Genomic DNA, 25,414 nt, shown 5'->3' on the forward strand with positions numbered 1-25,414 from the left:
TTCCTCCTTAATTAAACAGCCTATCTGACTTAAAACTGCTTATATCTAAATTGTATTTTATATATTTTATAATAATATTGTGCAAATATTTTTTTCTATTCACATCAATTTCTTCCATGTCTTCCACATTTTCCAGCTCTTCAAACTTATTATAAAGTAGTTTGTTTAAGTAAACTAAATCCCTTCTTGATAGAGAAAAAGAATAGGGATCTTGAAAATCTATAATTCCCTCTCTCACAGAAAAATAAGATTTTTCTTTTATATCAAGCTTAGGTCTATAACCTATAAAGGAAAGATATTTTAGTTCAAAGGCGATAGCAAGTGAAATTGGATCCTTTGTAAAGTTAAAAAAGTTTAGAGATTTTCTCATTAGGTCAAAAACTCTTTCATTAGCCTCTCCACGAATAGAAGATTTTTCTAAAATCTCAAGGAGAATTGATGCGTAAATTAAATTATAATAATCATCTCTAATTTTAAAATTAGACTCTACAATTTTTGCATCGCCAATATAAAAAAAGTTTTGTCCCTTTTTCAAAAGATATTCATTTACGCCAAAAACTTGTGAAACTCCTAAATTTTTGGACTTTGGAGTCATAGCTCCCTTTACCATTATGGAAATTTTCCCATAATTTCTAGTAAAAACCCTAATAATTTTCGAGCTCTCGCCAAATTCCATTTCATTTAAGACAATTCCCAAGGTGTAATTATTTGTCGTAGCCAAATCTTTTTACCAAGTTTTCTCTTTCTCTCCAATTTTTTTCAACTTTCACCCAAATTTGTAGATTAACCTTCGCATCTAAAAGTTTTTCGATATCTTCTCTTGCTTCAGTTCCAATTGTCTTTAACATTGATCCACCTTTTCCAATTAAAATACCCTTGTGAGAATCTCTTTCCACATAAATATTTGCTTCGATATCATAAATGTTTTTATCTTTTCTCTTTTTAAATTTCTCGATTGAAATGGCAAGACCATGGGGAACCTCTTCATTTAAGTATTTAAGTCCCTTTTCTCTAATTATTTCTGATACAATAAACCTTTCGTTTTTATCTGTAATCATGTCATCTGGATAGTACATTGGACCAGGTTTTAAATATTTTTTTAAAGTTTCTAAGTAAATGTCAACTCCGTCGTTTTTCATTGCTGAAATAGGAATAATTTCATTAAAAATTTCTTCCTTTGCATACATTGAAATAATCTCTAAAAGTTCATCTTTTCTTATTGTGTCAACTTTGTTAATTAGTAAAATTATTGGAATTATGCCTTCATATTCCTTCAAAATGTCAATAATTGATCTTTCGGCTTTTCCAATTTTCTTTGAAGTGTCCACAATATAAGTTATTACATCAGCATCTTCTATGCTTTCCTTTGATTCGGTAAGCATAAATTCACCAAGCTTATTTTTTGGCCTTTGTATTCCCGGCGTATCTAAAAATATTATTTGTGAATTATAATCTGTGTGAATAAAAGTAATGTTTTGTCTTGTAGTCTGTGGCTTTGAAGATATGGCTGAAATCTTTTCACCAATTATAGCATTTAATAAAGTTGACTTTCCAACATTAGGTCTGCCCACTACAGATACATATCCTGATTTAAAATTATTTTCTGTCATTTTCATCTCCCATAAGGTCCTCTGGACCAAAGGAATGAGGTAAAATTTCCTCAATTCCGTAAACTTTGTAATCTTCCGTAGAGTTTGCAATTATTATTTCAGGATTTTTTGAAAATTCACGAATAACTTGTCTGCATACTCCGCAGGGAAAAGTGTAGTCGCTATCTCCGACTACGGCAATTTTTTTTATTTCTCTTTTGCCCTCAGAAACCGCCTTAAAAATCGCAGTCCTCTCCGCACAATTTGTTGGAGAATAGGAAGCAATTTCAATGTTTCCGCCAGAATAAACTGACCCATCTTCCATTTCAACTGCACATCCCACATTAAAGTGTGAGTAAGGCGTATATGTCATGTTATCTCTTGCCTTTATAGCAAGTTCTATTAATCTATTATATTCCATTTAACCAACTACCTTAAATACAAATATGGCAACACATATTCCAAGTATTGCACCAACGACCACTTCTGAAACTTTATGGATTTTACCTTCAACACGACTTTCAGCAACTAAAAACGCAAGTCCAAAGGAACATAGCGTTACAAGAGAATTTTCTGCAATCATAGTTATAATTGTAGCTGCACAAAAAGAAATTGCAGAATGTCCACTTAGTCCTCCACCTTGGAAATATGTACCTCCACTCTTTTTAGCCATTAAAAGTTTTGCACCAACTGTTGCAATTATAATTATAAGTAGGGACACAAAAGCCAAGTGATTTGGCATATTTTTTATTTTAAACAAAAGTAAGTCTCCAAAAGATGCAAATTTGTCGTAAAAAACTAAATAAGCTACTACTATTGCATTGATTGCTGTTATTAAAACTGCACCAGCTGATACGTCTTTTACATATTTTGCTATTGGATTATACTCTTGAACAACCAGGTCAATTGTCCTTTCAATAGCAGTATTTATCATCTCAGCAAATACTACGAGTGTAATTGCAAATAGCATTAATAAAAATTCAGTAGATGAAATGTCAAAAAAGAGAGATAAAATAATTATTCCAAGTGCTGCAAGATAGTGAAACTTCATGTTTCTTTCTGTTTTTAACACAGAAATAATTCCCTGCACTGCATAATTAAATGAAGATATAAAACGTCCTTTTTTCATAAAATCACCTGTAAATTGAAAGCTCCTTCATTGCAAGTTTTTCTCTTTCTCTCATTTCTTTTTTATCTTCATCCTTCATGTGATCATAACCTAAAAGATGAAGTATGCTATGAACTGTTAGATAAGATAACTCTCTTTCATTGGAATGACCTAGATCTTCTGCTTGCTCCATAACTCTTCTTGTATTTATTATAACATCTCCTAAAATTCTATTGTCTATAATAAATTCATCATCCATGGGAAAAGATAGGACATCTGTACTTTTGTCGATGCCTCTGTAATCACTATTTAATCTTCTTATCTCTTCATCTCCAACAAAAGAAACTGAAACTTCTACATTTTCGTCAAGTTCTTCAATTTTAAGAACTGCAGCAATGGATTTTTCAATTAAGTTTTTTATTCCTTCAGTTATTTCTATATCTTCTTGTCTGTCATCATAATAAACTTCCATTATTTTCCCCAACTCTTTGACTTTTTATCTTCTATTAACTTTTCCGCCTTCTCGTTATTTTTTTCATATTTTTCATAGGCATCAATAATTCTTTGAACTAGGGGATGTCTAACAATGTCATTTTTATTAAGATAAGTAATTCCTATTCCCTTAACTCCAGCAAGAATTCTAAGAACAGTTTTAAGTCCTGATTGCTTTCCACGAGGTAAATCTATTTGAGTAACGTCTCCAGTAATAATTGCCTTAGAACCATATCCAAGACGAGTTAAAAACATCTTCATTTGCTCATTTGTTGTGTTTTGAGCTTCATCAAGAATTACAAAGGCAGAATCCAAAGTCCTACCTCTCATATAAGCAAGAGGTGCGACTTCAATAAGTCCCTTTTCAAATAAATTGTTGTACGTGTCATGACCAAGTATTTCAAAGAGAGCATCATAAAGAGGTCTTAAATATGGATCTACCTTATTTTGCAAATCTCCCGGCAAAAATCCCAAATTTTCTCCAGCCTCGACAGCCGGTCTAGTTAAGATTATTCTATTTACTTCCTTTGACTTGAAGGCACGAACTGCCGCTGCCATTGCAAGATAAGTTTTCCCAGTGCCCGCAGGTCCAATTCCAAATACAATGTCATTATTGTTAATGTTATCAATATATCTCTTTTGACCGAGAGTTTTTGCCCTTATTGGTTTACCCATAGAAGTATAAACTACTGTGTCCTTTAAAAGCTCGGATACTGGTCTTTTCTCATTATTTTTAATTAAAGAAATAGAATATCTAACATCGGAAAGACTTAGGCTGTTTTGTTTCTTTGCAGTTTCAATTAAATTATTTATTAAAACTAAAGCATCTTCAACCCTTTCTTCCTCTCCACATATTAAAACCTTGTCGTTTTTAGATTTAACGAATACATCTAATTCTTTCTCAATTAAACCAATATTTTCATCTAATTTTCCAAAAACAATTGACAATAAATTTATATCATTAATATCAATGGACCTTTCCACTTTTGCCAAATATATACCCCCTTAAACGTGATTATTATAATACCACAAAAAGGCTCACTTTTCCATAGATTATGAAAAGCAAGCCCTTGTTTATCTAAGACTTAAAGGTTTGTCAAAAATTTCCTTATAAACAATTATTTTCGGCAAATCTTCTACACCAAAATCTAAAAAATTAAGATTAATATTTTCACTACTTTCATCTTCATAAAAAATTTGATCAGATTCACATTCTTTAATAAACTCACTGTCGATTATTTTGTCACTATCCTTTTCTAAATTATAAGTTTTTGACAAATTATAAGTATTTTCAAGATTGTAAGTTTCCGACAAATTTTCTTCTTTAGAATTCTTTTTATCTTGATTTTTTAACTTTCTACTCTCTAAAAGTTTTTCCTTTAATTCTTTTTGAAAAAGTTTTGGATCTTTATCTATTAAAATATTCTCCTTTATTTTTTTAGATTCTTCTTTAGAATTCTTTTTATTCTTTTCTTTTTCTCTCTCTTCATTGATTATTCTTTTTATTTCACTAGCTAGAGTATCTGTATCTAATTTTCTATCTCCGTGAAACTTTCTATTTTCTTCGTGAATATCTTCAGTAAATTTTCTTTTCCCACGCTTCATAATAGTTAATAATATTTTAAAAATTATCACAAAAATTATGGCTGGCATCAAAGAAAATATTGTTATGAGAATACTAAAATTAGGATTCATTATTTAGTTTCCTTTTTTTGATTCTTGTCAGAAATTTTTGAAATAGAATTTCTCATATCAGTGTCAGAATTTATATTTTTCATTTTGTAATAATCAAAGACTCCTAAGTTTCCATTCTTTAAAGCTTCCGCCATTGCAATAGGAACTTGTGATTCAGCTTCCACAACTTTTGCCCTCATTGCTTCAACTTCAGCCTTCATTTCTTGCTCACGAGCAAGAGCCATAGCACGTCTCTCACTTGCTTTAGCTTCTGAAATTCTCTTATCAGCTTCTGCTTGATCAGTTTGAAGTCTTGCACCAATATTTCTTGCAACATCTACGTCTGCAATATCAATAGATAAAATTTCATAGGCAGTACCTGAGTCAAGACCCTTGTCAAGTACAACTCTAGAAATTGAATCTGGATTTTCCAAAACTGCTTTGTAACTTTGAGATGAGCCCACAGTCGTTACAATTCCTTCACCAACTCTTGCGATAATAGTTTGTTCACCTGCACCGCCGACAAGCCTTTCAATATTTGCTCTAACAGTTACCTTTGCCTTAACAATTACTTCAATACCATCTTGAGCAACTGCAGAAATATTTGGCGTTTCAATAACCTTTGGGTTAACTGAAACTTGTACCGCTTCAAGAACATCTCTACCAGCTAAATCAATTGCTGCAGCTCTTTCAAATTGTAGGGGAATGTTTGCTCTTTGTGCCGCAATAAGTGCATCTACAAGAGTATTTACATTACCACCAGCAAGATAGTGTGCTTCAAGATTAGAAATTTCAAGATTTAAACCAGCTTTAGTTGCCTTAATAGCAGGAACAACAATCCTTGAAGGTTTAACCCTTCTAAGTTTCATACCAATAAGTTCTGAAATTTTAATTTTGACACCAGAAAAAAATGCCGTAACCCATAGTCCAATAGGAACAAAGGACAAAAATATTGATATAATTATAAAAATTAATACAATAACTACAATGCTTCCAAAGGGATAAATATTCATAAATCCTCCTAAATATTTTTTTCGACGAAAACTCTTGCGCCGCTAATTCTAACCACTATAACCGATTCATCCTTTCCAATGAAGCCAACATCTGAAATAACTTCAATTTTTTTATCTTCAAAAGTGGCATAACCAGTTGGCCTTAAAGCCGTCTTAGTTATTAAAACATCTCCTACTTTTACCTCTTCGCTCTTAACAGATACATATCCTCTTTCAGTTGAACTTTCTGTAAAAAGTCTAAGTCTATTTATAACTTCAGAGTCTATCCCCTTTTTCAAAAGAACAAATCCTAAGACAATTGCAATTACAAGGGCAATCGCAAGAGAAAAAATAGCAAAGTAAATATCTTTCATAGATAAAACAATAGCCGCTGATATTGAAAGTATTCCGCTTATTCCTGCTACACCAAAACCTGGAATCATTATCTCAAAACCAATCAATAAAAGTCCCAAGACAAACAACAAAATTTCAAACCAATTAGTGTTTCCCATTGTGATATTTCCCCAAAAGAATATTACAAAGGAAAGGATTGAAATAATTCCGCCTAAGCCAAAACCTGGAGTCAAAATTTCAAAAACAGCGCTCACAATTGCAATGATAAGTAAAATTGTAAAAATATAATCATTGGAAAAAATACTTTCTATAAAATTACTTTCCCCTACTGCGTATACAAAATTTGTAAATAGCATTAAAAACGGAAGAGCGTAAAAATATTTTTTTAAATTTTTCAAGTTGACCTCCTTTTCTAGAAAATATTTACCCATAATATTTTATCAACAATCGAAAAATTTTTTAATATATTGTAAAATTTCTCTTTCAAACTAAAACTAAAATAATTTGTATTTTTAAATAATAAAATTTATCTATAAAATTCATCAACAATATACTGAATTAGACTTTTCTCTTTCTATCCAAACTAAATTTTTCTATTTAATTTATAATCTCCATGCAAAAAAATTCGCCCAATATGGTTCTTCTTCTTAAACTATTTTTATTTCTTCATCTGTCATATTATAAGGATAATCTCTAAATAAGTTATAAATTTTTTTCCTATCAAAACTTATGTTAAGTTCTCCAATAACACCAATTTTACTAGTCCATCAAATTTTGGCATTCTCATTGTCTTTATGAAAATTCTCATAACCTTCTATATCTCAATCAGCCCAAATACTTGTATCTTCTTCATCTTCATATTTTTCCAATTCTTTTATTAAATCATCTGACACGTCCATTATCTCCCTTCATTTGATTTTTTTCTTCAGTGTTTATGAATCCCAGCAAACTTTGAAACTCATAATTATTATATAAACTCTCTGAATCTATCAATATACTTCTAGCTTCAATTTTACCAATATACTTTATACTATTTGTTTTCTGGCATTCAAATCTATCTCTTAATTCTTTATCATTTAACTTTCTGAATCTATTAAGCGGATATCCCTTTGTTTCAGGAGATTGTTATTCTAAATACTCATAACCTTTTTCAGTCTTCCGTATAATTGCAGCGTGCCTTCCTGTTGCTAAGTAATATTTTTTCCTAGTTCAGCTCGTGTAAGTAATTTTTTATAGTTTTAAAATCATTAGTATTCTTTTATACGTAGCTTTTTACACTAATCGCAACAATTTCCAATCTATTTTCTAACTATTTTAATGCTAAGTCCAGACTTACATTGAAAACAGTATTTGTTTTTATTGTGTCATCTACTATTGCTTGAGTAAAATTTATAATCGGTTCATCTAATAACCTTTAACCCTTTTCATAATCGTGATATTCAATAACTTAATTGTCTAAAGCATAATTAAAATTCCTATGAACCTTCGAAGGTATATCGGAATATATTGCAACTAAAAATCTTCATTTTTTACACCTCCATCACTTAGCACCTTAACTAAATCATTAGCACTTTGACTAATCGCATTTCTAAGCTTCAAATACTCATTCTTCCAATAGTTTTTTTCGTTTTCCATTCTTTTGAAATCAATAATAGAAATTTCATTTAAATCCTTTCTTCCTAAAGCCTCAATAGCTTCAATTTCTCTAATGGAAAATCTAACTCCATCAAACCCTTTAACTCTATGGATTACTCCACTTTTTTCTAATCTATCAATACTTGAGGTAGAATAACCCCATCTTTCGCCTAATTCTTTAGGACTTAACATCGTCTTCATTTCATACACTCCCCAGTGTTACTTTTTAAATTCCTAATATTTTTCTCATATCATTAATTCTTTTTATATTTCCACTATTACCTTTAACAAGCTCATACACATAATTAATGCTAATTCCCATTTCATCAGCTAACTTTCTGTATGTGTAGCCCTTTCTTTTCATTTCAATTCTTATTTTTCTTGTGTTAATTTTTCATTGCCATTGCCACTCCCTTTTTATTTATTATAATCATCTCAACAAAATTATTACAATTGCTTAGTTCAATTCAAGTTTAAAAAACTAAACTTTTTACTAACTATACTAGTCTAACACTTGTTAAATGTGCTAACAAATCATTATCTGAAATGTTAGATAATTCTTTATTAAATTTCTTTTCGTTAATATTTTTTGTAGACAAACTTTTTAAGTTGATAATATTCAAAAAAATCTCCCTAGTTTTGTTACTTATATAGTAACTTTATAATACATTCCTCTTGTTTATCAATGTGTGGAAATAATCATAGCTATAAAGATATTATGGATTATTTAAACTCAAAGGGATATAAAACAAAAACAGGTAAAAACTTTACTAGGAATAGTTTTTTTGAGATCTTAAGAAATGAAAAATATATAGGAACTTATGTCTACAGTAAAGAGGACTATGACGGATTTGCCAAAAAAAGAAATTACCATAGAAAAAAGAAGGATAAAAAAGATATGATTTATATTGAAAATGGAGTCCCTGCAATCTTAGACCAAGCTACATGGGATAAAGCACAGTTAAGGATAGAAAAGTATAAACACCTTCCAAGAAACATTGCAAACAGTCACTACTACATCCTAACAGGTTTATTATTCTGTGCATAATGTGGATCTCCTATGTCAGGGAATAAACTTAAAAACTCTTATGGAACTATCTACCATTACTACAAGTGTAATGATAGAGTAAGGACACGTACCTGTAAGTCGGTATCTGTAAGAGCAGAAAAGATAGAAAAGCAGGTACTAGATTGTTTTGATGACGTAATTTTTACAAAGCATAATAAAGATGAAGTCCTAGAATCAATGATGTTATTTTTAAATAAATCAGGTACTAAAATTGATAAAACTGCTGGACTAAAAAAAGAACTACAAGAAATAAATAAACAGTTAGGCAACATTTTAAATGCAATTTTAAATGGAATCTCATCTCCTACAGTACAAGAAAAATTAAATGAATTGGAAAACAAAAAGAAAACTTTAACAGAATCCATTTCAAAAAATGAAAGCAAAAAAATAAATCTCCAACCGCTTGAAAAACAAATTAGAGATTTTTTAAATTCACACGATAGCATCTATAACTTTACACCAAGGGAACAATCAACGATACTAAAAGCCTTTATAGATAGTATATATTTTAAAGATGGCTCCTTTACTATAAAATTAAAGATGTTGAATCGTGTGGATAATGTTGGTGCTAAAGGTGGGCTTGAATCCTAATTCAATGAATCGCACTAAATACGCATATTCCAGTGCATAATTTTAATTTTGGTGTAAGTTTTGGTGTAAAAATTTTTAAGATTTATATGGCTATAATTAAATTTGGGTTCTGCTAAAAGTAGAACCTTTTTTATTAAGTCCTTACTTTTCAATTACATTAACCAATTAATTTTTCAGTTCTTTTTTCCATTTGTTTAATTCTAATACACTTGCTTCTATCATGTCATCAAGTTCTTTTTCTGATAATTTAAGTCCCATTTCTTGCAAGCGTCTTAATACATATTCCTTTTTTAATTCACCTTTTCCTGATTCTTTGTATATCTGCTCTGCTGCCTTTACTGCAATTTCTACTGAACTTAAAATATTTTCTGTTTTGTTTTGTGCGTTTTTATTTTTTAAATAAGGGATTAAAATTCCTGTAATTAAAACTGATATAATACTTAAAATCACATAAAATATATTATTTATAGTCATTTTTTAGCCTCCTTGGTATTCGTCATTTTGACTTTTTATTTCATGTATTTCTTTTTCTATTTTCTTTTTCTTTATTCTTGATAAACTCCATAGTTCAACTGTGGTAAATGAAAACCAAGCTCCTATTAAAGTGCTTGGCTCTGTTCCTGTTTTTGCAAAAATAAAGAGTACGATAACAGTAAATAAAATATTTAACAATATAACTAGAGTAACTATAAATTTACTGTATTGACTTTTTATTCTATTTCTATTCCTTTTTCTCTTGTCCATTTAACATCATATCCTAATTCTTCAAAGAACTTGCGAACTGGCACCATCATACTTCCTAATTGCACATATGAAACACCGTCTATTACTTGAGGGCTTATTTTACTTTTTTTGCCCATAATAGTTAAATAATTATATACTGGCTTTGGTTGCGGAGTTGCTTTAACAATTGGTTCTTTCTTTTCTGTTCCTTGCATTAATGTCTTTATCCTATAAACCTTTTTAAAATATGCACGATTAACATAAATGCAAACTCCTTCTTTGTATCTAGCTTCTAATGTCTTACCATCTCCAAGATAAATTGCAACGTGTCCATCCCATTTACTTCCTCTGTATTCTCCACCCCATAGGATATCTCCTCTTTGTAGTTCTTTTTTAGGAATTTCAGTAAAACGTGGATCTCCATCTAATATATATTTAGTTGAGATAGTTCTGTCTGTCTTTGATAAGTCTAAAAGTTTAGCGTCTCTTAATCCTTTATAAATAAGTGATGAACAGTCACTATATCCTTTCTGCATACGTCTAGGTTGCGAATAATTATCTCCCTTATATTTCATAGCAGCGTTTATAAACTGCTCTACTTTATTTTTATCTAACATTAATATCATCTCCTATTTAAGCATTGGGAACAGAAAATATATAAATGCACCTATAAAAATGCCAATAGCTACTTTTATTATTGCATCTATAAAATTCTTTGTTCTCTCATTTGGTTTAATGTATTGGTCTGAAAGTCTTTCATTATATAACCTGTCTAACTTGTCATCTGTCTTTTTTGTTGTCCTATCTATGTTTGATAAATCCTTTTTTATAATCTCTATATTTAAGTCTTGCCTTCTGCTTAATTCTTTTTGTTCATCGATTTGCTTTCCGTGCATTTCTATTCGCTTGTCCTGCGTCTTGTCATTCTCTTCTAACTTTGAGATTCTTATTTCATGATCCGTTATCTTTTCATTTTCCATTAACTCACCCTTTCCATTAAAAAAACACCCTTAAAAAAGAGTGTTTTTGCATTAATTTTAAATTTTTAATTTTTGGCGATATTTACAATAGCTTCTGTCAAAAGCTTGGAAAAATTTAAATTCAATTTATTTCCAAGATCATTGCTCCACTTTGGGATAGATAATGTCTTTTTAACAAGCTCCTGACTTCCTAAATAATCTTTTAAATCAACATAAACAAGAGAAATAAAAGATTTAGAATAATCATAAAAATTATTAAATTCATCATCGTCTTTAAATGGAAAATTATCTTCAACAGACAAGTCGCTTATGTTTGATTTTTTTGGAAGTGTTTCTCCATTTTCTATAATTGAACTTGCCATAATTCCCAAATAATCACTAGCCATTAATAAAGCATCTTCAATTGAATCGCCTTGAGTTCCTGCCCCTTCAATATCTGGCATATAAACATAATAACCTTTTTCTTCTGGACTATAATAAAATATCGCCGGATAAGAAACTAACATAATTACCACCTCTCTTATATAAGGAGCAGGGCTATTAAAGCCCCACCTCTTTTAGGATTCCACGTTCAGTACCCTTTTGGAGTTCTCCATGTGGAATGATAATTGGTCTTTTCAGTCCAGGCTTTGTCATTTTAATATGGCTGCCCTTTCCTCCTTTAACTACTTCAAAACCATTCTTTTTTAGCAGCTTGACCATTTCATCTTGTGTCATCGGCATGTATACCTACCTCCTGACAAATATATTTTACCACGTATTAACACGTAAATCAATATTTGTTTTAATCTTATCTTTTATATTTTGTTCCATTAGCAACCTTCTTTTGAGTATAAAAAAGATAGCCTAAAGACTATCTGTTTAAATTTTTTTAATTGTGGTATAATATTAATAAATGAGGACACCGACTCGTGCCCTATGGGTATTAAGACGGTTCGTCCTACAGGTTATATTTCTATACCACCAGTAGTAACGATACAGGTGGTATTTTATTTCCTAATCTTTTTTAAAAAGTGATAGGATGGTTACAATTAAGCTAATGAAAGCTATCAATAAAGATATTTTTTCATATAAGCCCATTGTAACACCTCCCAATAAAATTATTGGGCGAACCATCTGTATGTCCTCATACATATTTTACATTCTTTAGCCGTCAATTTCAACTGGCATACCGTCTGCATCAAGTCCTAGAGCCTTTAAGTCTTCAAGAACTGCTTCTCTCCAAATACTTGGTACTTGTCTAACTTTTTTGTTTTCAGGATTACAAGTTCTTCTTTGTCTTGAAACTAATCCAACGTATAGATCTAGCATATTTACACCCCCTTTAATTAAAAATTTGTATAAAAAAAGACTTGCTACTGCAAATCCAATTAATACACTATTTGATTTCTTTGCCATTTTCATCATATCCTTGTGCTTTAAGTTCTGCTATAACTGCATTTCTTAAATGCTTAGGTACTTGCCTAACTTCTTTATTATTCACATCACAAGTTCTTTTTCCATTTATAACTAATCTAACATATAAATCAATCATTCTTTACCCCCTAAAATAGTTTCATAAATTGTCGCCAATACTTCATCTGTCTTTTCAGCTCTCTCTAAATTTGTTTCATAATTTGTTGCCACCGCTTCAGCTAAAGCCAAATTTGCTTTATTTATTGTCTTTAACTCCTCTAGGATTGCCTTAGAATTATCTGCCTCTTGCAACTCTTTTAAAGATTTTTCATTTATAAATTCTATTGCCATTTTTACCTCCTACATATATGCTCCAACAAAACCATAGAAGTATGATGTCTTTCCCTCAGGTGTGTCTGCTCTATCTATTCTTATGTCTACACCAATACACCACTTATCAGCTGTTTTTGTTTTAGTCTTAAAGTTATATTTCTGTCCTATTAATTCATCAGGCACCACTTCCCAAGTTGGACTAGTATCCTTGGCATTTAGTGATACTTTTACTGTCATCTTTGCACCAGTAGCTAATTCTGCAAGTACATTTGTTACAATTGCTGATGGTTGGGCATCTACTTCTTTTGTTAGTCTATACCAGCAATAATTAATATTTTTACTAAAAGTAATGTACCCTATACCTTTAGCACTATAAGAATCAGTCGCTTCGATTTTAATTCTATGCTCTCCATTTTGTAATTTGGCATAATCAAGTTTATTAATGGTAACTTGTATGTCTTGATTTTTCGTAACTTGCCCTAAGTTCTTAATTTGCACATCATCAATATATACCTTGACTGTGATTTCATCGCCATCAGGGTCATTTGCATTAAAGTTAAAGCTAAAAGGTTTGTTTTGCTCACCCATATTAGAATTTGTTACAGTTACAACTGGATTAGAATTTACCTTTTTAAAGGTATATCTTCTTATAGCTGATGCTCCGTTAGAATCAGATACTGTAATTTCAATGGTATTTGTTTTGTTGAGTTCTAACTCATCAAATTTTGTCTTATCAATGTCAATCTCATACGACTCTCCTTTTGTTACATTGTTTATTGTCCTAATCGTAGCAGAATTAAGTTTTACAATTACATTTAAAGTTTCGTTATTGTCTGGGTCATTTACAGAAAACACTCTTTTAAAAGGTGCTTTAAAACCTCCTAAATCCTCATCTTGTCCTGATATACTTGGAGTTTGATTTGCTATACCTTCATATACATACCAGTAGTCGCCACTTTCTCCGTCATTTGGATATGCGTTTCTGTTTGTAGAGGTTACTGTACCTATTTTTGGACCTTTAGAATAATAATAACTAACCCTTTTTTCCTTTATTCTTCCATAACCCAAATACCTTATAAAATCTGTATATTCTCTTTTTTCGCAATAATTAATTTCAATTATATGTTTATCACCTGTCAATAATTCTTTTTGAGCGTAAAAATCATAGTCAGGTCTTCCAAAAACAGGACGTTCTACATAGATTGTCCCTTTATATTCACCTGGTTCTATCCAACTTTCTGACTCTAACAGTGCAACACACCTGCCAGAAGCTCTATACGGAACTTCTTTTATGACTGCTGTCTTTGTAAATGACTTTTGTTCTTTTTCAAATTTCCCCCATCTATAAGCTGTCATATTCTATCACTCCTTTCCTATATTACAAAACGTGCCATTTGTTGGTCGTAAATACCTTCAAATTGTTCTGTACCTTCTAATTGTTTAAAATCAACCTTAAAATTGTTATACCTTGTATCTGTGTGTACTGCTGTTCCCATTGCTGCAATTTTAAGGGCAAGGTCTTGTATTAAGTCCCAATTTCCTTTTACAGTTTGGTTTGTTCTTCCCCTACCTGCTAAATCCATTAAATCAAGCTGACTTGCACAAATCATTGACCTATCTATATTAATATTTATATTATCCACATTTGCAACTACTACGATTATATCCATAGAGATTTCTACCATTTCTTGGTCGTGTACTGGTATATAATCAGCGTGGTCTTCATAATATGCAACTCCATATAGGATTTCTCCCTTTCTAGGGTCTTGAGCAAATAAACCAACTTCACTCATTAAAAAACCTTTCTTCGTTTTATTATTTGTAATTGCAAGTGATATTGTGCTTGTTCCGTCGCCATTTGCCTTAATACCTCTAATGTCGACTTCTTGAACTTCCTGAACTAAAGTGTCCATCTTAAAAAGAGCACTTGTATTTTCAATTTTTCCACTGCCAATTGCTGCTCTTGTAAAGTTTAAAGGCTCTCCACTTTGACAATAAGCCAAGAGGTCTCGCCCTTTTTCAGTGAGATAAAATCTTCCTCTTTGCATTTCTTCTCCTTTCTTTCATTAAAAAAGAGAAGCCTGCGCTTCTCTAAAACTCGTAATGACTCCACATACTGACTATTTTAACAACTTTCTCATCTTCATAAACTTGATATACAAGTCTATGCTTGTTATTAATTCTTCTAGAGTATAACCCTTCTAAATTACCTTTTAATTTCTCATACCTAGGAGGATTCTTATATGGATCATCTTTAATCACATTTATTAAATTTTCAACATTCTTTTTTAAACTTGGAATGCTTTCAATCTTCTCTTTATCTTTCTTTGCATCTTTTGTAATTAAAATCTTATAATTACCACTCAAACTCTTCACACTCATCTAAAGGCTCATTTTTGCCATGGACTAACTTATCTTCCATGCCTGGAATGGAACATAGATTAACAGTTTCTAAAAGTCCTCTGTAATCATCCTCACTAATGACAATGGCATTTCCGTTCTTTGTGCTAATATTTATAACATCACCATAAGATACAGCCATATCTAAATATTCAAAAAGATTTGCTCTGAAATTTGTCGCATTAATATTACTCATATAATCACCAAGTACATTATAACGTACATTTTATTTTAAATCAATCCTAAAATTTATACTAAAAATACTCATATAATATACTGTAAATACCTATTAAATAACAAATCCCTTTTTGTTAATATCATATATCCCCTCAAAGTTTTCATCTTCTTTGAGATTTTTAAAATCCTTAGAAAATTCTCCTCTCATTTTAGACCAAATTATATTTTCTCCGTAAAATAGCTTTTTGATTTCCTTTCCCTTATAAAAAACATTTTTAGTTCTTAAAAAATCCATATCATCACCTAATAAACTGCATAAATAATATTTGACTTTTTAGTCGTCAAGTTGTTGTAGTCTGTAAGGCTCATCTCCACAACTTCTGGTTTTTTATCGAGATTATCTTTTAATTCTCTAGTTCTTTTATCAAAATCGCCAATCCAGTCTTCTAAATCTCTAGTTGAAGATATACTCTGCCAAACATTAGATGTGTTATATCCATCTGTTTTTGCCCTAGATATATCTTTACCATATGCACTATCCCACTTATTGTTCCATTTTTCTATCATAGCTTGAGTTACATTGTTTTTCTCTGCTCCGTCTTCTATACCTTGTAGCTTTTTAATTTCAGCTTGTGTTATAAGGCTTGGAGATATTTCTGTATACATACTTCCACTCCATCTATATATGTTTTCTGTGGATAAGTCTACATAGATTTTCCCTTTTTCTCCTGCACTTGGAAACTTTGACTTGCTTTCAAATTCCAACACGTCATCTACATAACTTGGCAACTGGTCAGCAGGAACTTTTCCATCATCGCCTAGACTTGCATAACCATTAGCCTTTCCCTTATTTGCAATATTTTCTGCAGTATAATCAAGCTTACCAGCACTTACCTCTTGCTTAGTTGCATAGGTCTTTTTGATATCCTCACTCTTTGCATAAGGTGTTAGGTCATACTCTCTAATAGCCTTTTCTGGTAGTTGCTCTTCTGGTACTTTCCCATTGTCATCAAGTGCTGCGTATCCGTTGACTCCTCCCTTGTGGATAGTACTTTCTTTTTTGTCCAACTCACTTTTTAATAAATTAAAAGATGTTTCAACATTTTCTGATAATTCATACTTTGCAAGTTCCCTTTCTATTGCAGTCTTTAACTCCATAAGAGTAGTTATTTTTGCATAAGTTTCTTCTATGTCCTTACTCTTAGCATAGGATGTTAAATCATAAGTGGTGTCAGTATATTTAGGATTTTTTGGTATAGCATCAACTTTCTCCTTAGCCTTATTGTCATAGTCATTAGTAGAAAGACCTTTACCTTGTACTTTATATGCTTTCTTATTTAATTCTTTTCCTATATTATCCAATAGTAGCTTCATATATTCAGAATTAAAAACTGTATCTTTGCTAGCTTTACTATCACTGTCTATAATAGCAGACTGATCTAGCTTCCCATCCCAATTTTCTTTATCACTATCTGTAACAAATCGCCTTGTATTATCAGTTGTTATCATGCTGGCAGGATGAGTTTCGGGATGATTATAAATTGTGTCATTATCATCAGCAAAAATAAATTGCCCCTTATCATCAAGCTTTAATACTTGACCCTCTCTTCCTCCCTCAGGTCTTTTTACTCTAGTTGATATAGCCCTTAAAATCTCTACAATGCTATCTTTGTTGTTATTAAGTTCTGCCGCAACTTCTTTAAAAGTATCATAATCCTTAGGAGCATCTTTTAAAATATCATCAACTTTATTTATTAAATCTTGAGGTTTAAAACCTAAGTAATCATCAAGAGGCACACCTTCTTCTGTATAGACTGTACTTGTCAAGATATGTGGAGATACCATTGCAAACTGCCCCGTTGTTTCATCAAAAGCAAGAAGTTTCTTGCCCTTAAATTTTTGATTTATATCGTTAATTTTATCTGTCATACTTCATGCGCACCCCGCTTCCATCTTCTACTTCCAAAAACATATCTTCATCATTTAAAGTCCAAACCTCTGGCATAATTGCAACTCTCTTAATTTTTTTATGATAAGCCGCCATGCCCATATAGATAGGATTTTTAAAATTCATATCCTCTAACTTGTTAGGCAAAACTTTATAATGCTTAGCCTTTTGAGCATATAAACCATAGTAAATAGTCTGGTCTCTTACAAAAATTATTTTAATAAACTGTGTCAAATTTGCAGGAATTATATTCCTAACTTGTAACCTAAAATCGTCAAGTTCAAAATAAATTGATTCTTTTACCCTCACATCAATAGTTACTGCGTACTTATCATAATCTAGAGATAACTTGTAATTCTCTTTGCCTAGATATACATCAAGCCACTGTTCAAAAGTTCTATGTGTCCAGATTCTATCCATATTCCAAAGAATATAAATCTTTTTTCTTTGTTCTTCCAAATCTCCCTTTATGCTTTCATCATCTATTAATCTTTGATAGGCACTTAAACCTTTCTTTCCTGCAGACTGGATATAAAGATTTTCCATTATCTTGTTGAGCCTTGCCCACAAATTAGAAAGTTCAATATTTTCATTTTTTCTTATTTCAGTAAATTCAGCACCCTTTCCAATAACCTCTTGTGGCAAGTGCTTACCTATATCCACATCACGACTTATAGAAATCACATCTTCCAACTCATGTAGATTAACATTATTTACATCAACATTATATTTTTTATCCATTTCTAACCTCTGTAACAACAACATCTCCTAAAACAGGAAGTTCATCTTCAGAAAGCTCAAATACTTTTTTATCCGTATCAGTAAACCTAATAGTGTCATAATCAATTACATCAGATATATTTAAGATAATACTAGTGATTTTAGCTAATCTAATATCATTTTCAACATAAATATTAGAATCAATCTTTTCATAAGTCGCCCACATCTTCCTCTGAACTTTAAAATATTCTTCAATATCTTTTTTAATCTCTTTTTTTATATCCTCTAAATTAGACTCACGAGATTTTAAAATTCCACAAGTAATATTTATTTTCTTAGACTTAGCACCAACAACTGTCACATAATGACCAATAGGAGCAACTCCAACTCCTTTTTGATGAAAAGGTATTGGATCTATAATTTCCTGAACTTTAGAAATAAGTTCCGGTGTAGGTTCTTTAAACTCTGGATCTGTGATAATAATCTTCACAGTACCACCACCATTCCAAACTGGAATAACTTTTACAAGACCAACACCATCAATAGCCTTTACCTTTTTTCTGTAATCATCAATATTACCCCCATAAGCCATAGACTTAATAGATTCAAAATACCTCTGTCTAAAATCTTCAGTATCTTCTTCATTCTCGCCAAGTATTGCCAATTTATATATCTCTGCTAATTTAAGGTTTCTAATAGTTTTAGTAGGAGTTAACTTTCCGCCCTCTATATTCCCAATAGTCCCTGCTTCATTACAAATAAGCTCATAAAAAAACAGCCCCTTATCTTCCCTTTGAAGCTTAGAAACTGTGTAATAAATATCATCAATAAAAAATCTGTCGCCAATATTAAGTTCTGCATCAAACTTTCCTATTATAATAGCCTTAGTAGCCTTATAAGGTTCAATACCTCTTTCCTTAGCCCTCTCAATAAGCCAATATCTATTGGCAGTATCTCCAAAAGCATTTTTAAATAAAAAATCTAAATAAGAATATAAAAGAGAGATTTCAATTGCCATAGGAGCAATAGCATCATAAATAACAGAGCCTTCTCTTTTATCAAACTCATCAGAAATTCTATCTAAATTTCTTTCAAGCACATTTTCAAAAGAATTATCATCAAACATAGGCTCATAAATTCCCCTAGCCAATTCTTATCACCTCTTCAATATCAATTTCTTTCTCATCAAAAATAGTTTTTACTTTGAACTTCATACCAAGACTATCTCCTTTGCTCCATTCAGTCACATAGGAAAAATCAAAAACATCTTCAATTCTATCATCTAACATCAAGGCATCAGTAATCCTTCTAGTTAAAACTATATAAGCATATTCCTTTCTTTTGCCAAATAAATCTTCCTTCTTAACTCCAAAATTAGGATAAATTGGATAAATACCCCTCTCAGTATTAATACATTTATAAATCATCTGCCTTAGCGCTTCTAAATCATCATAAATATAATTTTTTACCCTTTCTTCCTCAATCCACATCTTATGAGTAAAAGAAGGCTGTGGAATTATTTCAATCTCATCACCATACTCATATTCATTATTTAACTCTGGTATCATTTAACCACCTCTAATCATTTATGTGATTTTTGTGCATCTCATCTTTAATCTTTCCTTTATAAGATTCTACTGTTCCATGCGTAACCAACACCTCGCCATGAGGACAAGTCCCATGCAAAGAGCAACTCATCTTTCCATTTACAAACTCATGGCTTCCCTCAAAATGGTAAGCAATGCCATTTGACCCTTGAGGATCCGATGCTTCGTACAAGTAAAAATAAGTCTGCCCTCCATCATTAGAAATAAGAACAAACTTCTTTCCTAAATCTTTACTCGTAAAAGGTCTATACTTTGGAACAACTAAAAATTCTTCTTTAATGTGTACTTTATCATCATTTTCAGGGATAAAATCAAGAGGATTAAGAGAGACTAGTTTGCAATAAACAATTTCAGAATTCATTCTTCTACCTAAATTTTGATTAACTATTTCATCAATAGCACCCTTTAAATCAAAAATTTCCATTACTTAGGGACCACACCTCCTTGATATCCCCAACCTCTGTAGTGTTTCCACCAACCACCAATCTTATTTTTTTTAACAGTTGTATCAGTTGCATCAATCATCATTCCATCTCCTACATAAATTCCAACATGCCCAAATTGTGGCGAATATGGACTGTTAAAATAAACAGCAGCTCCAACTGGAATATTGTCTTTACTTGTGCTTACTATCCATTTATTTCCAGCAGTTTTTGCACTTCCAGCACTTCCATGTATACCAGCAGATTCATAACATACCCTAACAAACCCTTGACATTTACCTTTATAAGCTCTTGTTCCTATCATACTTTCTGCTTTATTTACTATTGTTTGCATCTTCTTATTATTAGCCTTAGGTAAATCCTTAATTTGTAATTCAGTAGCACCATCTAATTTTTTAGCCTTTGTTGTAGCCTTTCTAATATTCTTAGAATCACTTACACTATATCTCTTATTTTGTTTTTCCTTGTCACTTATAATGCCATCAACATCGCCAATCTTTTGAATATCCTTATTCATAACTTCTAAATCCATAAAATGAGCATCATCAAAAAAAGTATGAGTAACTTTTTCAACAAGCATATAAGAATTTATATTAATATCTCCAATAGCCATCATCTCAACAGGAATAACAGAACCAGCACGAACACGAATATCCCCAACAGCATTTTTTATTGTAAGACTTCTGTATTTTCTATTTAAAACCTCTAAAATTTGTGAAGCTTTATTTTCAATATCCTCTCCATTATTAGTGGTAATAGTGTACTCAAGCACTCCCCACTTAGCAATGTTTTTCTCATCTTGCTTTACAACTTTTTTTATCAACCTTCCGTCATCATCAATTAAATAAACAACAACTCTATTATAAGTTCCATCATCAATACTTGTTTCATAAGAAAAGTCAACAATATTGTCATAACTTATTGGACAGTCCACAATCATTTTATCAGCAGATTTAAGAGAAATTTTTCCACAATCATCAAAAAGTGTGAAAATCTTTCCAGTTTGAGATAATGTAATATCATTTGCCACCTTTATCATATTCAAGTACTCTTGATTTTTTTCTAGCCTCTTAGGTATTTTGTATGAAGAATCTTCAATCTCCCCAATTTGCAAATTTCTGTCACTGCAAATTTGTTTTAACAAATCGCTCATAGACTTTGAAGAATACTGATAAGTGTCTTTTGACTTTAAATATCTTATTTGATCATAACAAACAGTAGAAATCACTTGCCTTTTATCTCTACTCTTTTTAAAAACATATCCCTTAAAAACAGTCTTGCCATCAATACTAAAACTTACGGGATTGCCCTCTTGATAGTCAATAATTTCATCTTTTACGACATCAAACTCTAAAATCCCTGCCCTAAATCCTCTTTCCCATTTAATAGTAACCTTACCTTTAATTACAGGCTGATAAATCTTTCCATTGTTTTGAATAAATATTTGATAAATCTTTTTATTTTGCTTCATTTTTTATTCCCCTAACTAGTTTATATACATTATTAGGATTGAAAAATGTCTTGGCTACAACAGGAACAGTTAAAGGAATAGCGGCAATAGCAGTTTTTACTATTTTATTGACCTGTCTTTTATCAGTACTGCTCCCAGTATCTTTTAGCTTAACTGTCTTAAGTGGTTGATACTCTTTTAATGTCAAATCTATTAAAATATTAGTTCCAATTTTACTATCTTCATCAATTACATAATCTTCTAGGGTCATGTACTTACAAATAGAATTTCTAAGATTTGGATCTGATGTAATTCTTAAAATAACAAATTCAAAAATTTTCTTTTCTTTCTTTAACTCCTCTAATTTGCTTATAATTTCTTGCTGTGGAATATATAAGTCTACTCCCTCATGCTCATCAGAAAAAGCATAAAAAGAAAAAGAATATTCAGCTAATTTACTTTTTCTTAAAACAGTATAAGTTTCACCATTAACTAAATCATAAAAATCATTTTGCCCTGGTATTTTATTTTTTATCTTAGCAGGAGTTATTGGAATCTCCATTCCATCAATATATAGTTGATAAGGTTTTTTGCTCATAATCAACCTCCATTAATTGATAAAATTAGGTCTTTTAACAATTTTTTATTTGCTTCATCAATAATCTTTTCCGCATCAACATCACTTTTTATATCACCAGTAAATTGATTGTGTACTTCAAGCTTTATTCCCTTGGACAAATCACTTATTGCCCTAGTCTCCATTAATCCCTTTAGAGCAGATAAATTATTATTTTCCCAATCATTATCTTTCATTTTTTCGTTCATAGACTTAGTATTTTCAGCAATTTCATCGAGAGGATTAGATAAATCATCCATATTTAAAAAGTCAGTGGAATTAAGACTGTTTTCAAATTTCTTTTGACCTATTAAACTTTTAATTGACTTAGCCTTATCTTCTCCCCATGCATAGCCCTTATTAAACCATTTTTTAGTTTCGATTCTTTCTATTCCAGAAACTTCTCTATCAAGAGTTATCGCATTTTCATTTTTTCCCCAACCAAGCACTTTATTTTGCAATTCCTCAAGACCACCTGTCCAGTCAGTCCCAAAAATAGCATCGATTATTTTTGTTACAACTTTTCCTAAATCTAAAAACCAAGAAATAATATTTCCAATTAAATTCTTAACGGCATCACCAAAAGAATCAAATCCACCTTTTGCAACATTTAAAACCCACTCTATTATTGATATAAAAGGACTGGCAAACCCAGCATACATTAGTTGTATAAGACCATTAATAAGACCAATAGCAATATTTAAAATTGTTGCTCCTGCCCATTGAACAATTCCAACAATTAAACCAGTTGCACTATAAGTTGAACCAGTAACCTTATTAATAGCAGCTACAATTCCATAAATAAGTGCAATAACGCCAATTATAATTGTAGGAATCCAAAATAATGGACTTGCAAGAAGTGCAGCATTAAAACCACCTTGAATAGCCGTCGCCTTTCCAGTAGCTATAGCATATAAACTCATAGCTCTTGCCATAATAAAGTGAATAGCAGCAGAAGCAGAAGCAATAGCATTGTGTGCAAGTACAATACCCTTGTAAAATAAAAACATTGATATAAGCGAAAGTAATGGCGGGCCAACATAGGTAATAGCATTACCCATAAGTTCAAAACCCTTTATAAATAAATCAATGCCTATTCCAACAAAATGAGAAAATATCATAACCCCATTTATAAGACCATTAAAAAGATTTTGAAAAGACTCTGTATCAATAAAATTAGTAAGATTAGAAAGTGGCTTTTGTAAACTTAAAATAAGTGTATTTATAAGTTCTGTCTTTAAATCAGAAAAAGTTTTAGGAATCTTCTTAAATCTTGTCTCAATCTCATCTGCACTCTCAAACATAGCTCTTTTAATAACATCAGCTGTAATTGCGCCTTCACTTGAAAGTTCTTTTAACTCGCCCATACTTACATTCATTGTCTTAGCTATTGCTTGTGCAAGTAGTGGAGCATTTTCTCTTATGGATACAAATTCGTCACCTTGCAACCTACCAGAAGCCATTGCCTGTGTCAGTTGGTACATCGCAGCCGCTTGTTCTTCTGCACTTGCACCGCCAACCTTAAAATTTTTATTCAAAATTTCACTAAATTTAGTAGCTTCTTCAAGTCCACTAAAAGCATCTCCAGCAAGCATTGTAAGCTTTGCAACGGAATCAGCCATATTCTTATAATTAGTTCTAGAGCTTTTAGCAGCTTGTGCAATTCTAGATTGAACATCAAAAAGTTTTTCTTCTTTTCCCAACATAAAACTAAGCCTTGAGTTAATACTTGTGAGCTCATCTCCTAAATTAGTAAAAGCTTTAATACTTTGAAGTCCTGCATAAGCTCCAATAATTCCAATTACTTTTCCCTTAATTCCACTTAAAAGCCTTTCACTTTTGCTAACTGTATCATTGTAATTTCTATGCTCATTTTCAAGGTTAGCTGTAAAATTTTCCATATTTGCAAGTTCAGATTGAGCATTTCTAAGAGAAGCTAAAGAAGCATCAAGAGAAGACACATCAATCATGTTATCCGTTGAGTCATTTAGTTTATATGCGCAAGAAATAACCATATTCATTGACTCAATAATATTTGTAAGAACTGGACTTACATTATTAATCATTGAAATTGTAGTTTTTAAACTCATGCCTTCACCTTCCTTCTAGCCTTTTCTATTTCTTCATTTCTAAACAAAAAACTTGCAATATATAAAGTTTGAAGACCACTATCCATAGATAAAAAATCCTCAATTTTTATATTTCCCTTAGTTTCCCAAAACAAATTGTGAGCGAACCTTAAAAGTGGCTCGCTCTTTATTAGTTTTTTGCATCACCTATAATTACATCAGGATCGTCCATAAATCCCTGTGCCTTCATAAGCTTATCAGTAAATCTTTCATATTCTCGACCTTCAAGCATCTTGTCCAAGAGTTCAGAAATATTCATTGCACCATAAGCATTTTGTAATTCTTCACTCTTTAAATTAGGATAAATTATAGTTTCTGAAATAGTATCAATGATTATTTTTTTAGTGTCTACTTTTAAAAGACTTTTATTTTTCTTTACTATTGCATTATTCTTTAATTCATCAATTTCTTTTGCACTTAAAAGTCTAAATTTCCAAGGAATTGGGTTCCCATCTTCATCAACAAATCTATCTGACACAATAATATCAATATTTTCTCTTTTTTCCTTAGCCACTTCTGGCATAAAATAACTTAAATTCTTTTCCACTTTATCTCTCCTCAATATCTTCAAAAGTTCCTTCTATCTCTTGTTCAAGATGAGATTTTTCAATATCCAATTTAAAAATCTCTCCACCATTTAAATAACATCTTTTCAAAATAACTCTGTCTTCTCCGCCGTCAAAATTAGGATCATTTTGAGTTAAAAAGATGTCAAAAGAAGTTTCCTTTCTAGTCTTCATATATTTAGTTAAAACTTCTCTAAAAGCTTTAGTATGTGCATACATAGTAGCTGTAAAAGTACCCTTAGCACTTCCTCCAACGCTTAAATCAATAGGAGTTCCGAGTCTAGGAATTGTCTCTCTATCAATATCAATCTTTGCCGTAATATTTTTTAAATAAAACATAGACTCCCTGTTGCCATCAATTACAACAACAGCTTCTCCAAACCTGCCATTGATTAAATCGCCACGTTCTAAAAATTTATCCAT

At 31.1% G+C, this 25,414-nt stretch carries 40 protein-coding genes; 2 read left to right on the plus strand and 38 right to left on the minus strand.

Annotation, left to right across the window (positions count from 1 at the left end):
• Nucleotides 1–7: 7 nt before the first annotated feature.
• The 13 genes from recO to ACQRC6_RS00935 all read right to left on the minus strand — a co-directional run bounded on the left by recO (nt 8) and on the right by ACQRC6_RS00935 (nt 8,467).
• Nucleotides 8–721, minus strand: a complete 714-nt coding sequence (recO, locus tag ACQRC6_RS00875) for a DNA repair protein RecO (protein ID WP_427847312.1) — start codon at nt 719–721, stop codon at nt 8–10.
• Nucleotides 705–1,610, minus strand: coding sequence for a GTPase Era (gene era, locus ACQRC6_RS00880; protein ID WP_427847313.1), 906 nt, complete (start codon nt 1,608–1,610; stop codon nt 705–707). The genes recO and era overlap by 17 nt, the downstream gene beginning before the upstream one ends.
• Entirely contained in the window at nt 1,597–2,010 is a 414-nt protein-coding gene (locus ACQRC6_RS00885) for a cytidine deaminase (RefSeq protein ID WP_293557609.1), read from the minus strand. The genes era and ACQRC6_RS00885 overlap by 14 nt, the downstream gene beginning before the upstream one ends.
• On the minus strand, nt 2,011–2,718 hold the full coding sequence (locus ACQRC6_RS00890; RefSeq protein ID WP_169967696.1) for a diacylglycerol kinase: 708 nt from the start codon (nt 2,716–2,718) through the stop codon (nt 2,011–2,013).
• 4 nt (nt 2,719–2,722) lie between these two features.
• Nucleotides 2,723–3,169 (minus strand): rRNA maturation RNase YbeY, encoded by a 447-nt coding sequence (gene ybeY / locus ACQRC6_RS00895; protein WP_427847314.1) that lies wholly within the window; start codon nt 3,167–3,169, stop codon nt 2,723–2,725.
• Entirely contained in the window at nt 3,169–4,182 is a 1,014-nt protein-coding gene (locus ACQRC6_RS00900) for a PhoH family protein (protein WP_427847315.1), read from the minus strand. The genes ybeY and ACQRC6_RS00900 overlap by 1 nt, the downstream gene beginning before the upstream one ends.
• Before the next feature lie 81 nt (nt 4,183–4,263).
• Nucleotides 4,264–4,794 carry a hypothetical protein gene (locus tag ACQRC6_RS00905; protein WP_427847316.1) on the minus strand — a complete coding sequence of 177 codons (531 nt, stop codon included), beginning with the start codon at nt 4,792–4,794 and terminating at the stop codon, nt 4,264–4,266.
• A gap of 89 nt (nt 4,795–4,883) precedes the next feature.
• A complete protein-coding gene (gene floA / locus ACQRC6_RS00910) occupies nt 4,884–5,876 on the minus strand; it encodes a flotillin-like protein FloA (RefSeq protein WP_427847317.1) in 993 nt (330 codons plus the stop codon).
• An 8-nt stretch (nt 5,877–5,884) separates the two neighbouring features.
• Complete coding sequence (locus tag ACQRC6_RS00915; protein ID WP_427847318.1) at nt 5,885–6,607, minus strand: NfeD family protein; 723 nt, start codon at nt 6,605–6,607, stop codon at nt 5,885–5,887.
• 249 nt (nt 6,608–6,856) lie between these two features.
• Nucleotides 6,857–6,964 carry a DUF7675 family protein gene (locus ACQRC6_RS00920; protein WP_427847379.1) on the minus strand — a complete coding sequence of 36 codons (108 nt, stop codon included), beginning with the start codon at nt 6,962–6,964 and terminating at the stop codon, nt 6,857–6,859.
• A 757-nt stretch (nt 6,965–7,721) separates the two neighbouring features.
• A complete protein-coding gene (locus ACQRC6_RS00925; protein ID WP_427847319.1) occupies nt 7,722–8,045 on the minus strand; it encodes a hypothetical protein in 324 nt (107 codons plus the stop codon).
• A gap of 25 nt (nt 8,046–8,070) precedes the next feature.
• Entirely contained in the window at nt 8,071–8,208 is a 138-nt protein-coding gene (locus ACQRC6_RS00930) for a hypothetical protein (RefSeq protein WP_427847320.1), read from the minus strand.
• A gap of 133 nt (nt 8,209–8,341) precedes the next feature.
• On the minus strand, nt 8,342–8,467 hold the full coding sequence (locus tag ACQRC6_RS00935) for a hypothetical protein (RefSeq protein WP_427847321.1): 126 nt from the start codon (nt 8,465–8,467) through the stop codon (nt 8,342–8,344).
• Between the two features lie 62 nt (nt 8,468–8,529).
• Here ACQRC6_RS00935 and ACQRC6_RS00940 point away from each other — a divergent pair, with 62 nt between their 5' ends.
• Together ACQRC6_RS00940 and ACQRC6_RS00945 are read left to right on the plus strand one after the other, a co-directional pair.
• A complete protein-coding gene (locus ACQRC6_RS00940) occupies nt 8,530–8,892 on the plus strand; it encodes a recombinase family protein (protein ID WP_427847322.1) in 363 nt (120 codons plus the stop codon).
• Nucleotides 8,893–8,904: 12 nt separating this feature from the next.
• Nucleotides 8,905–9,504 (plus strand): zinc ribbon domain-containing protein, encoded by a 600-nt coding sequence (locus ACQRC6_RS00945; protein WP_427847323.1) that lies wholly within the window; start codon nt 8,905–8,907, stop codon nt 9,502–9,504.
• A gap of 165 nt (nt 9,505–9,669) precedes the next feature.
• Here ACQRC6_RS00945 and ACQRC6_RS00950 read toward each other — a convergent pair whose 3' ends face one another.
• The 25 genes from ACQRC6_RS00950 to ACQRC6_RS01070 form a co-directional block, all read right to left on the minus strand.
• Complete coding sequence (locus ACQRC6_RS00950; RefSeq protein ID WP_427847324.1) at nt 9,670–9,978, minus strand: phage holin; 309 nt, start codon at nt 9,976–9,978, stop codon at nt 9,670–9,672.
• 3 nt (nt 9,979–9,981) lie between these two features.
• Nucleotides 9,982–10,248 (minus strand): hypothetical protein, encoded by a 267-nt coding sequence (locus ACQRC6_RS00955; protein WP_169969588.1) that lies wholly within the window; start codon nt 10,246–10,248, stop codon nt 9,982–9,984.
• The gene (locus ACQRC6_RS00960; protein ID WP_427847325.1) at nt 10,215–10,844 is read right to left on the minus strand and encodes an NlpC/P60 family protein; all 630 of its coding nucleotides are present in this window, start codon (nt 10,842–10,844) and stop codon (nt 10,215–10,217) included. Before ACQRC6_RS00960 ends, ACQRC6_RS00955 begins: the two co-directional genes overlap by 34 nt.
• A 12-nt stretch (nt 10,845–10,856) precedes the next feature.
• Nucleotides 10,857–11,207 carry a hypothetical protein gene (locus tag ACQRC6_RS00965; RefSeq protein ID WP_169967710.1) on the minus strand — a complete coding sequence of 117 codons (351 nt, stop codon included), beginning with the start codon at nt 11,205–11,207 and terminating at the stop codon, nt 10,857–10,859.
• A gap of 65 nt (nt 11,208–11,272) precedes the next feature.
• On the minus strand, nt 11,273–11,713 hold the full coding sequence (locus ACQRC6_RS00970; protein ID WP_427847326.1) for a type II toxin-antitoxin system HicB family antitoxin: 441 nt from the start codon (nt 11,711–11,713) through the stop codon (nt 11,273–11,275).
• Nucleotides 11,714–11,747: 34 nt separating this feature from the next.
• Nucleotides 11,748–11,930 (minus strand): type II toxin-antitoxin system HicA family toxin, encoded by a 183-nt coding sequence (locus ACQRC6_RS00975; protein ID WP_169969580.1) that lies wholly within the window; start codon nt 11,928–11,930, stop codon nt 11,748–11,750.
• A 423-nt stretch (nt 11,931–12,353) separates the two neighbouring features.
• Complete coding sequence (locus tag ACQRC6_RS00980; RefSeq protein ID WP_427847327.1) at nt 12,354–12,605, minus strand: CD1375 family protein; 252 nt, start codon at nt 12,603–12,605, stop codon at nt 12,354–12,356.
• A complete protein-coding gene (locus tag ACQRC6_RS00985) occupies nt 12,586–12,741 on the minus strand; it encodes a CD1375 family protein (protein WP_427847328.1) in 156 nt (51 codons plus the stop codon). The genes ACQRC6_RS00980 and ACQRC6_RS00985 overlap by 20 nt, the downstream gene beginning before the upstream one ends.
• Nucleotides 12,738–12,953 carry a hypothetical protein gene (locus ACQRC6_RS00990; protein WP_293557946.1) on the minus strand — a complete coding sequence of 72 codons (216 nt, stop codon included), beginning with the start codon at nt 12,951–12,953 and terminating at the stop codon, nt 12,738–12,740. The genes ACQRC6_RS00985 and ACQRC6_RS00990 overlap by 4 nt, the downstream gene beginning before the upstream one ends.
• A 9-nt stretch (nt 12,954–12,962) precedes the next feature.
• A complete protein-coding gene (locus ACQRC6_RS00995; RefSeq protein ID WP_427847329.1) occupies nt 12,963–14,291 on the minus strand; it encodes a hypothetical protein in 1,329 nt (442 codons plus the stop codon).
• A 17-nt stretch (nt 14,292–14,308) separates the two neighbouring features.
• Nucleotides 14,309–14,983, minus strand: coding sequence for a phage tail protein (locus ACQRC6_RS01000; protein WP_427847330.1), 675 nt, complete (start codon nt 14,981–14,983; stop codon nt 14,309–14,311).
• A 43-nt stretch (nt 14,984–15,026) separates the two neighbouring features.
• Nucleotides 15,027–15,302 (minus strand): Txe/YoeB family addiction module toxin, encoded by a 276-nt coding sequence (locus ACQRC6_RS01005; protein WP_427847331.1) that lies wholly within the window; start codon nt 15,300–15,302, stop codon nt 15,027–15,029.
• On the minus strand, nt 15,292–15,531 hold the full coding sequence (locus ACQRC6_RS01010) for a type II toxin-antitoxin system Phd/YefM family antitoxin (RefSeq protein WP_320850307.1): 240 nt from the start codon (nt 15,529–15,531) through the stop codon (nt 15,292–15,294). The genes ACQRC6_RS01005 and ACQRC6_RS01010 overlap by 11 nt, the downstream gene beginning before the upstream one ends.
• A 93-nt stretch (nt 15,532–15,624) precedes the next feature.
• A complete protein-coding gene (locus ACQRC6_RS01015; RefSeq protein ID WP_427847332.1) occupies nt 15,625–15,807 on the minus strand; it encodes a hypothetical protein in 183 nt (60 codons plus the stop codon).
• 8 nt (nt 15,808–15,815) lie between these two features.
• Nucleotides 15,816–17,441 carry a hypothetical protein gene (locus ACQRC6_RS01020; protein WP_427847333.1) on the minus strand — a complete coding sequence of 542 codons (1,626 nt, stop codon included), beginning with the start codon at nt 17,439–17,441 and terminating at the stop codon, nt 15,816–15,818.
• Entirely contained in the window at nt 17,431–18,201 is a 771-nt protein-coding gene (locus ACQRC6_RS01025) for a hypothetical protein (protein ID WP_427847334.1), read from the minus strand. Before ACQRC6_RS01025 ends, ACQRC6_RS01020 begins: the two co-directional genes overlap by 11 nt.
• The gene (locus ACQRC6_RS01030) at nt 18,194–19,330 is read right to left on the minus strand and encodes a baseplate J/gp47 family protein (protein WP_427847335.1); all 1,137 of its coding nucleotides are present in this window, start codon (nt 19,328–19,330) and stop codon (nt 18,194–18,196) included. The genes ACQRC6_RS01025 and ACQRC6_RS01030 overlap by 8 nt, the downstream gene beginning before the upstream one ends.
• On the minus strand, nt 19,323–19,748 hold the full coding sequence (locus tag ACQRC6_RS01035; protein ID WP_427847336.1) for a DUF2634 domain-containing protein: 426 nt from the start codon (nt 19,746–19,748) through the stop codon (nt 19,323–19,325). Before ACQRC6_RS01035 ends, ACQRC6_RS01030 begins: the two co-directional genes overlap by 8 nt.
• A 10-nt stretch (nt 19,749–19,758) precedes the next feature.
• Entirely contained in the window at nt 19,759–20,211 is a 453-nt protein-coding gene (locus tag ACQRC6_RS01040) for a hypothetical protein (protein ID WP_427847337.1), read from the minus strand.
• The gene (locus tag ACQRC6_RS01045) at nt 20,211–21,701 is read right to left on the minus strand and encodes an XkdQ/YqbQ family protein (RefSeq protein ID WP_427847338.1); all 1,491 of its coding nucleotides are present in this window, start codon (nt 21,699–21,701) and stop codon (nt 20,211–20,213) included. Before ACQRC6_RS01045 ends, ACQRC6_RS01040 begins: the two co-directional genes overlap by 1 nt.
• Nucleotides 21,688–22,278, minus strand: a complete 591-nt coding sequence (locus ACQRC6_RS01050; RefSeq protein WP_320850000.1) for a peptidoglycan-binding LysM — start codon at nt 22,276–22,278, stop codon at nt 21,688–21,690. Before ACQRC6_RS01050 ends, ACQRC6_RS01045 begins: the two co-directional genes overlap by 14 nt.
• 2 nt (nt 22,279–22,280) lie before the next feature.
• Nucleotides 22,281–24,386: a tape measure protein gene (locus tag ACQRC6_RS01055; protein ID WP_427847339.1), complete on the minus strand. Its 2,106-nt coding sequence runs from the start codon at nt 24,384–24,386 to the stop codon at nt 22,281–22,283.
• Nucleotides 24,383–24,520 (minus strand): hypothetical protein, encoded by a 138-nt coding sequence (locus tag ACQRC6_RS01060; RefSeq protein ID WP_427847340.1) that lies wholly within the window; start codon nt 24,518–24,520, stop codon nt 24,383–24,385. The genes ACQRC6_RS01055 and ACQRC6_RS01060 overlap by 4 nt, the downstream gene beginning before the upstream one ends.
• 35 nt (nt 24,521–24,555) lie before the next feature.
• Nucleotides 24,556–24,972 (minus strand): phage tail assembly chaperone, encoded by a 417-nt coding sequence (locus ACQRC6_RS01065; RefSeq protein WP_320849998.1) that lies wholly within the window; start codon nt 24,970–24,972, stop codon nt 24,556–24,558.
• Between the two features lies 1 nt (nt 24,973).
• Nucleotides 24,974–25,414, minus strand: a complete 441-nt coding sequence (locus ACQRC6_RS01070) for a phage tail tube protein (protein WP_427847341.1) — start codon at nt 25,412–25,414, stop codon at nt 24,974–24,976.

Origin of the sequence: Peptoniphilus sp. SGI.035, from assembly GCF_050315115.1 — a bacterium.
In the GTDB taxonomy this organism is placed as follows: Bacteria; Bacillota; Clostridia; order Tissierellales; family Peptoniphilaceae; genus Peptoniphilus_A.

Bases quoted from the DNA above. Each gene is read 5' to 3' on its own strand.
- ACQRC6_RS00950 (WP_427847324.1), bottom strand. From the start codon at position 9,978: ATGACTATAAATAATATATTTTATGTGATTTTAAGTATTATATCAGTT.
- floA (WP_427847317.1), bottom strand. From the start codon at position 5,876: ATGAATATTTATCCCTTTGGAAGCATTGTAGTTATTGTATTAATTTTT.
- ACQRC6_RS01010 (WP_320850307.1), bottom strand. From the start codon at position 15,531: ATGAGTAATATTAATGCGACAAATTTCAGAGCAAATCTTTTTGAATAT.
- ybeY (WP_427847314.1), bottom strand. From the start codon at position 3,169: ATGGAAGTTTATTATGATGACAGACAAGAAGATATAGAAATAACTGAA.
- ACQRC6_RS01055 (WP_427847339.1), bottom strand. From the start codon at position 24,386: ATGAGTTTAAAAACTACAATTTCAATGATTAATAATGTAAGTCCAGTT.
- ACQRC6_RS00965 (WP_169967710.1), bottom strand. From the start codon at position 11,207: ATGGAAAATGAAAAGATAACGGATCATGAAATAAGAATCTCAAAGTTA.
- ACQRC6_RS01050 (WP_320850000.1), bottom strand. From the start codon at position 22,278: ATGAGCAAAAAACCTTATCAACTATATATTGATGGAATGGAGATTCCA.
- ACQRC6_RS00990 (WP_293557946.1), bottom strand. From the start codon at position 12,953: ATGGCAATAGAATTTATAAATGAAAAATCTTTAAAAGAGTTGCAAGAG.
- ACQRC6_RS00925 (WP_427847319.1), bottom strand. From the start codon at position 8,045: ATGAAGACGATGTTAAGTCCTAAAGAATTAGGCGAAAGATGGGGTTAT.
- ACQRC6_RS00885 (WP_293557609.1), bottom strand. From the start codon at position 2,010: ATGGAATATAATAGATTAATAGAACTTGCTATAAAGGCAAGAGATAAC.
- ACQRC6_RS00890 (WP_169967696.1), bottom strand. From the start codon at position 2,718: ATGAAAAAAGGACGTTTTATATCTTCATTTAATTATGCAGTGCAGGGA.
- ACQRC6_RS01040 (WP_427847337.1), bottom strand. From the start codon at position 20,211: ATGGAAATTTTTGATTTAAAGGGTGCTATTGATGAAATAGTTAATCAA.
- ACQRC6_RS00960 (WP_427847325.1), bottom strand. From the start codon at position 10,844: ATGTTAGATAAAAATAAAGTAGAGCAGTTTATAAACGCTGCTATGAAA.
- ACQRC6_RS01000 (WP_427847330.1), bottom strand. From the start codon at position 14,983: ATGCAAAGAGGAAGATTTTATCTCACTGAAAAAGGGCGAGACCTCTTG.
- ACQRC6_RS00905 (WP_427847316.1), bottom strand. From the start codon at position 4,794: ATGAAGCGTGGGAAAAGAAAATTTACTGAAGATATTCACGAAGAAAAT.
- ACQRC6_RS01045 (WP_427847338.1), bottom strand. From the start codon at position 21,701: ATGAAGCAAAATAAAAAGATTTATCAAATATTTATTCAAAACAATGGA.
- era (WP_427847313.1), bottom strand. From the start codon at position 1,610: ATGACAGAAAATAATTTTAAATCAGGATATGTATCTGTAGTGGGCAGA.
- ACQRC6_RS00970 (WP_427847326.1), bottom strand. From the start codon at position 11,713: ATGTTAGTTTCTTATCCGGCGATATTTTATTATAGTCCAGAAGAAAAA.
- ACQRC6_RS00930 (WP_427847320.1), bottom strand. From the start codon at position 8,208: ATGAAAAGAAAGGGCTACACATACAGAAAGTTAGCTGATGAAATGGGA.
- ACQRC6_RS01035 (WP_427847336.1), bottom strand. From the start codon at position 19,748: ATGATACCAGAGTTAAATAATGAATATGAGTATGGTGATGAGATTGAA.
- ACQRC6_RS01070 (WP_427847341.1), bottom strand. From the start codon at position 25,414: ATGGATAAATTTTTAGAACGTGGCGATTTAATCAATGGCAGGTTTGGA.
- ACQRC6_RS00945 (WP_427847323.1), top strand. From the start codon at position 8,905: ATGTCAGGGAATAAACTTAAAAACTCTTATGGAACTATCTACCATTAC.
- ACQRC6_RS00955 (WP_169969588.1), bottom strand. From the start codon at position 10,248: ATGGACAAGAGAAAAAGGAATAGAAATAGAATAAAAAGTCAATACAGT.
- ACQRC6_RS01015 (WP_427847332.1), bottom strand. From the start codon at position 15,807: ATGGATTTTTTAAGAACTAAAAATGTTTTTTATAAGGGAAAGGAAATC.
- ACQRC6_RS00975 (WP_169969580.1), bottom strand. From the start codon at position 11,930: ATGCCGATGACACAAGATGAAATGGTCAAGCTGCTAAAAAAGAATGGT.
- ACQRC6_RS00995 (WP_427847329.1), bottom strand. From the start codon at position 14,291: ATGACAGCTTATAGATGGGGGAAATTTGAAAAAGAACAAAAGTCATTT.
- ACQRC6_RS00940 (WP_427847322.1), top strand. From the start codon at position 8,530: ATGTGTGGAAATAATCATAGCTATAAAGATATTATGGATTATTTAAAC.
- ACQRC6_RS00985 (WP_427847328.1), bottom strand. From the start codon at position 12,741: ATGATTGATTTATATGTTAGATTAGTTATAAATGGAAAAAGAACTTGT.
- ACQRC6_RS01020 (WP_427847333.1), bottom strand. From the start codon at position 17,441: ATGACAGATAAAATTAACGATATAAATCAAAAATTTAAGGGCAAGAAA.
- ACQRC6_RS00980 (WP_427847327.1), bottom strand. From the start codon at position 12,605: ATGGCAAAGAAATCAAATAGTGTATTAATTGGATTTGCAGTAGCAAGT.
- ACQRC6_RS01025 (WP_427847334.1), bottom strand. From the start codon at position 18,201: ATGGATAAAAAATATAATGTTGATGTAAATAATGTTAATCTACATGAG.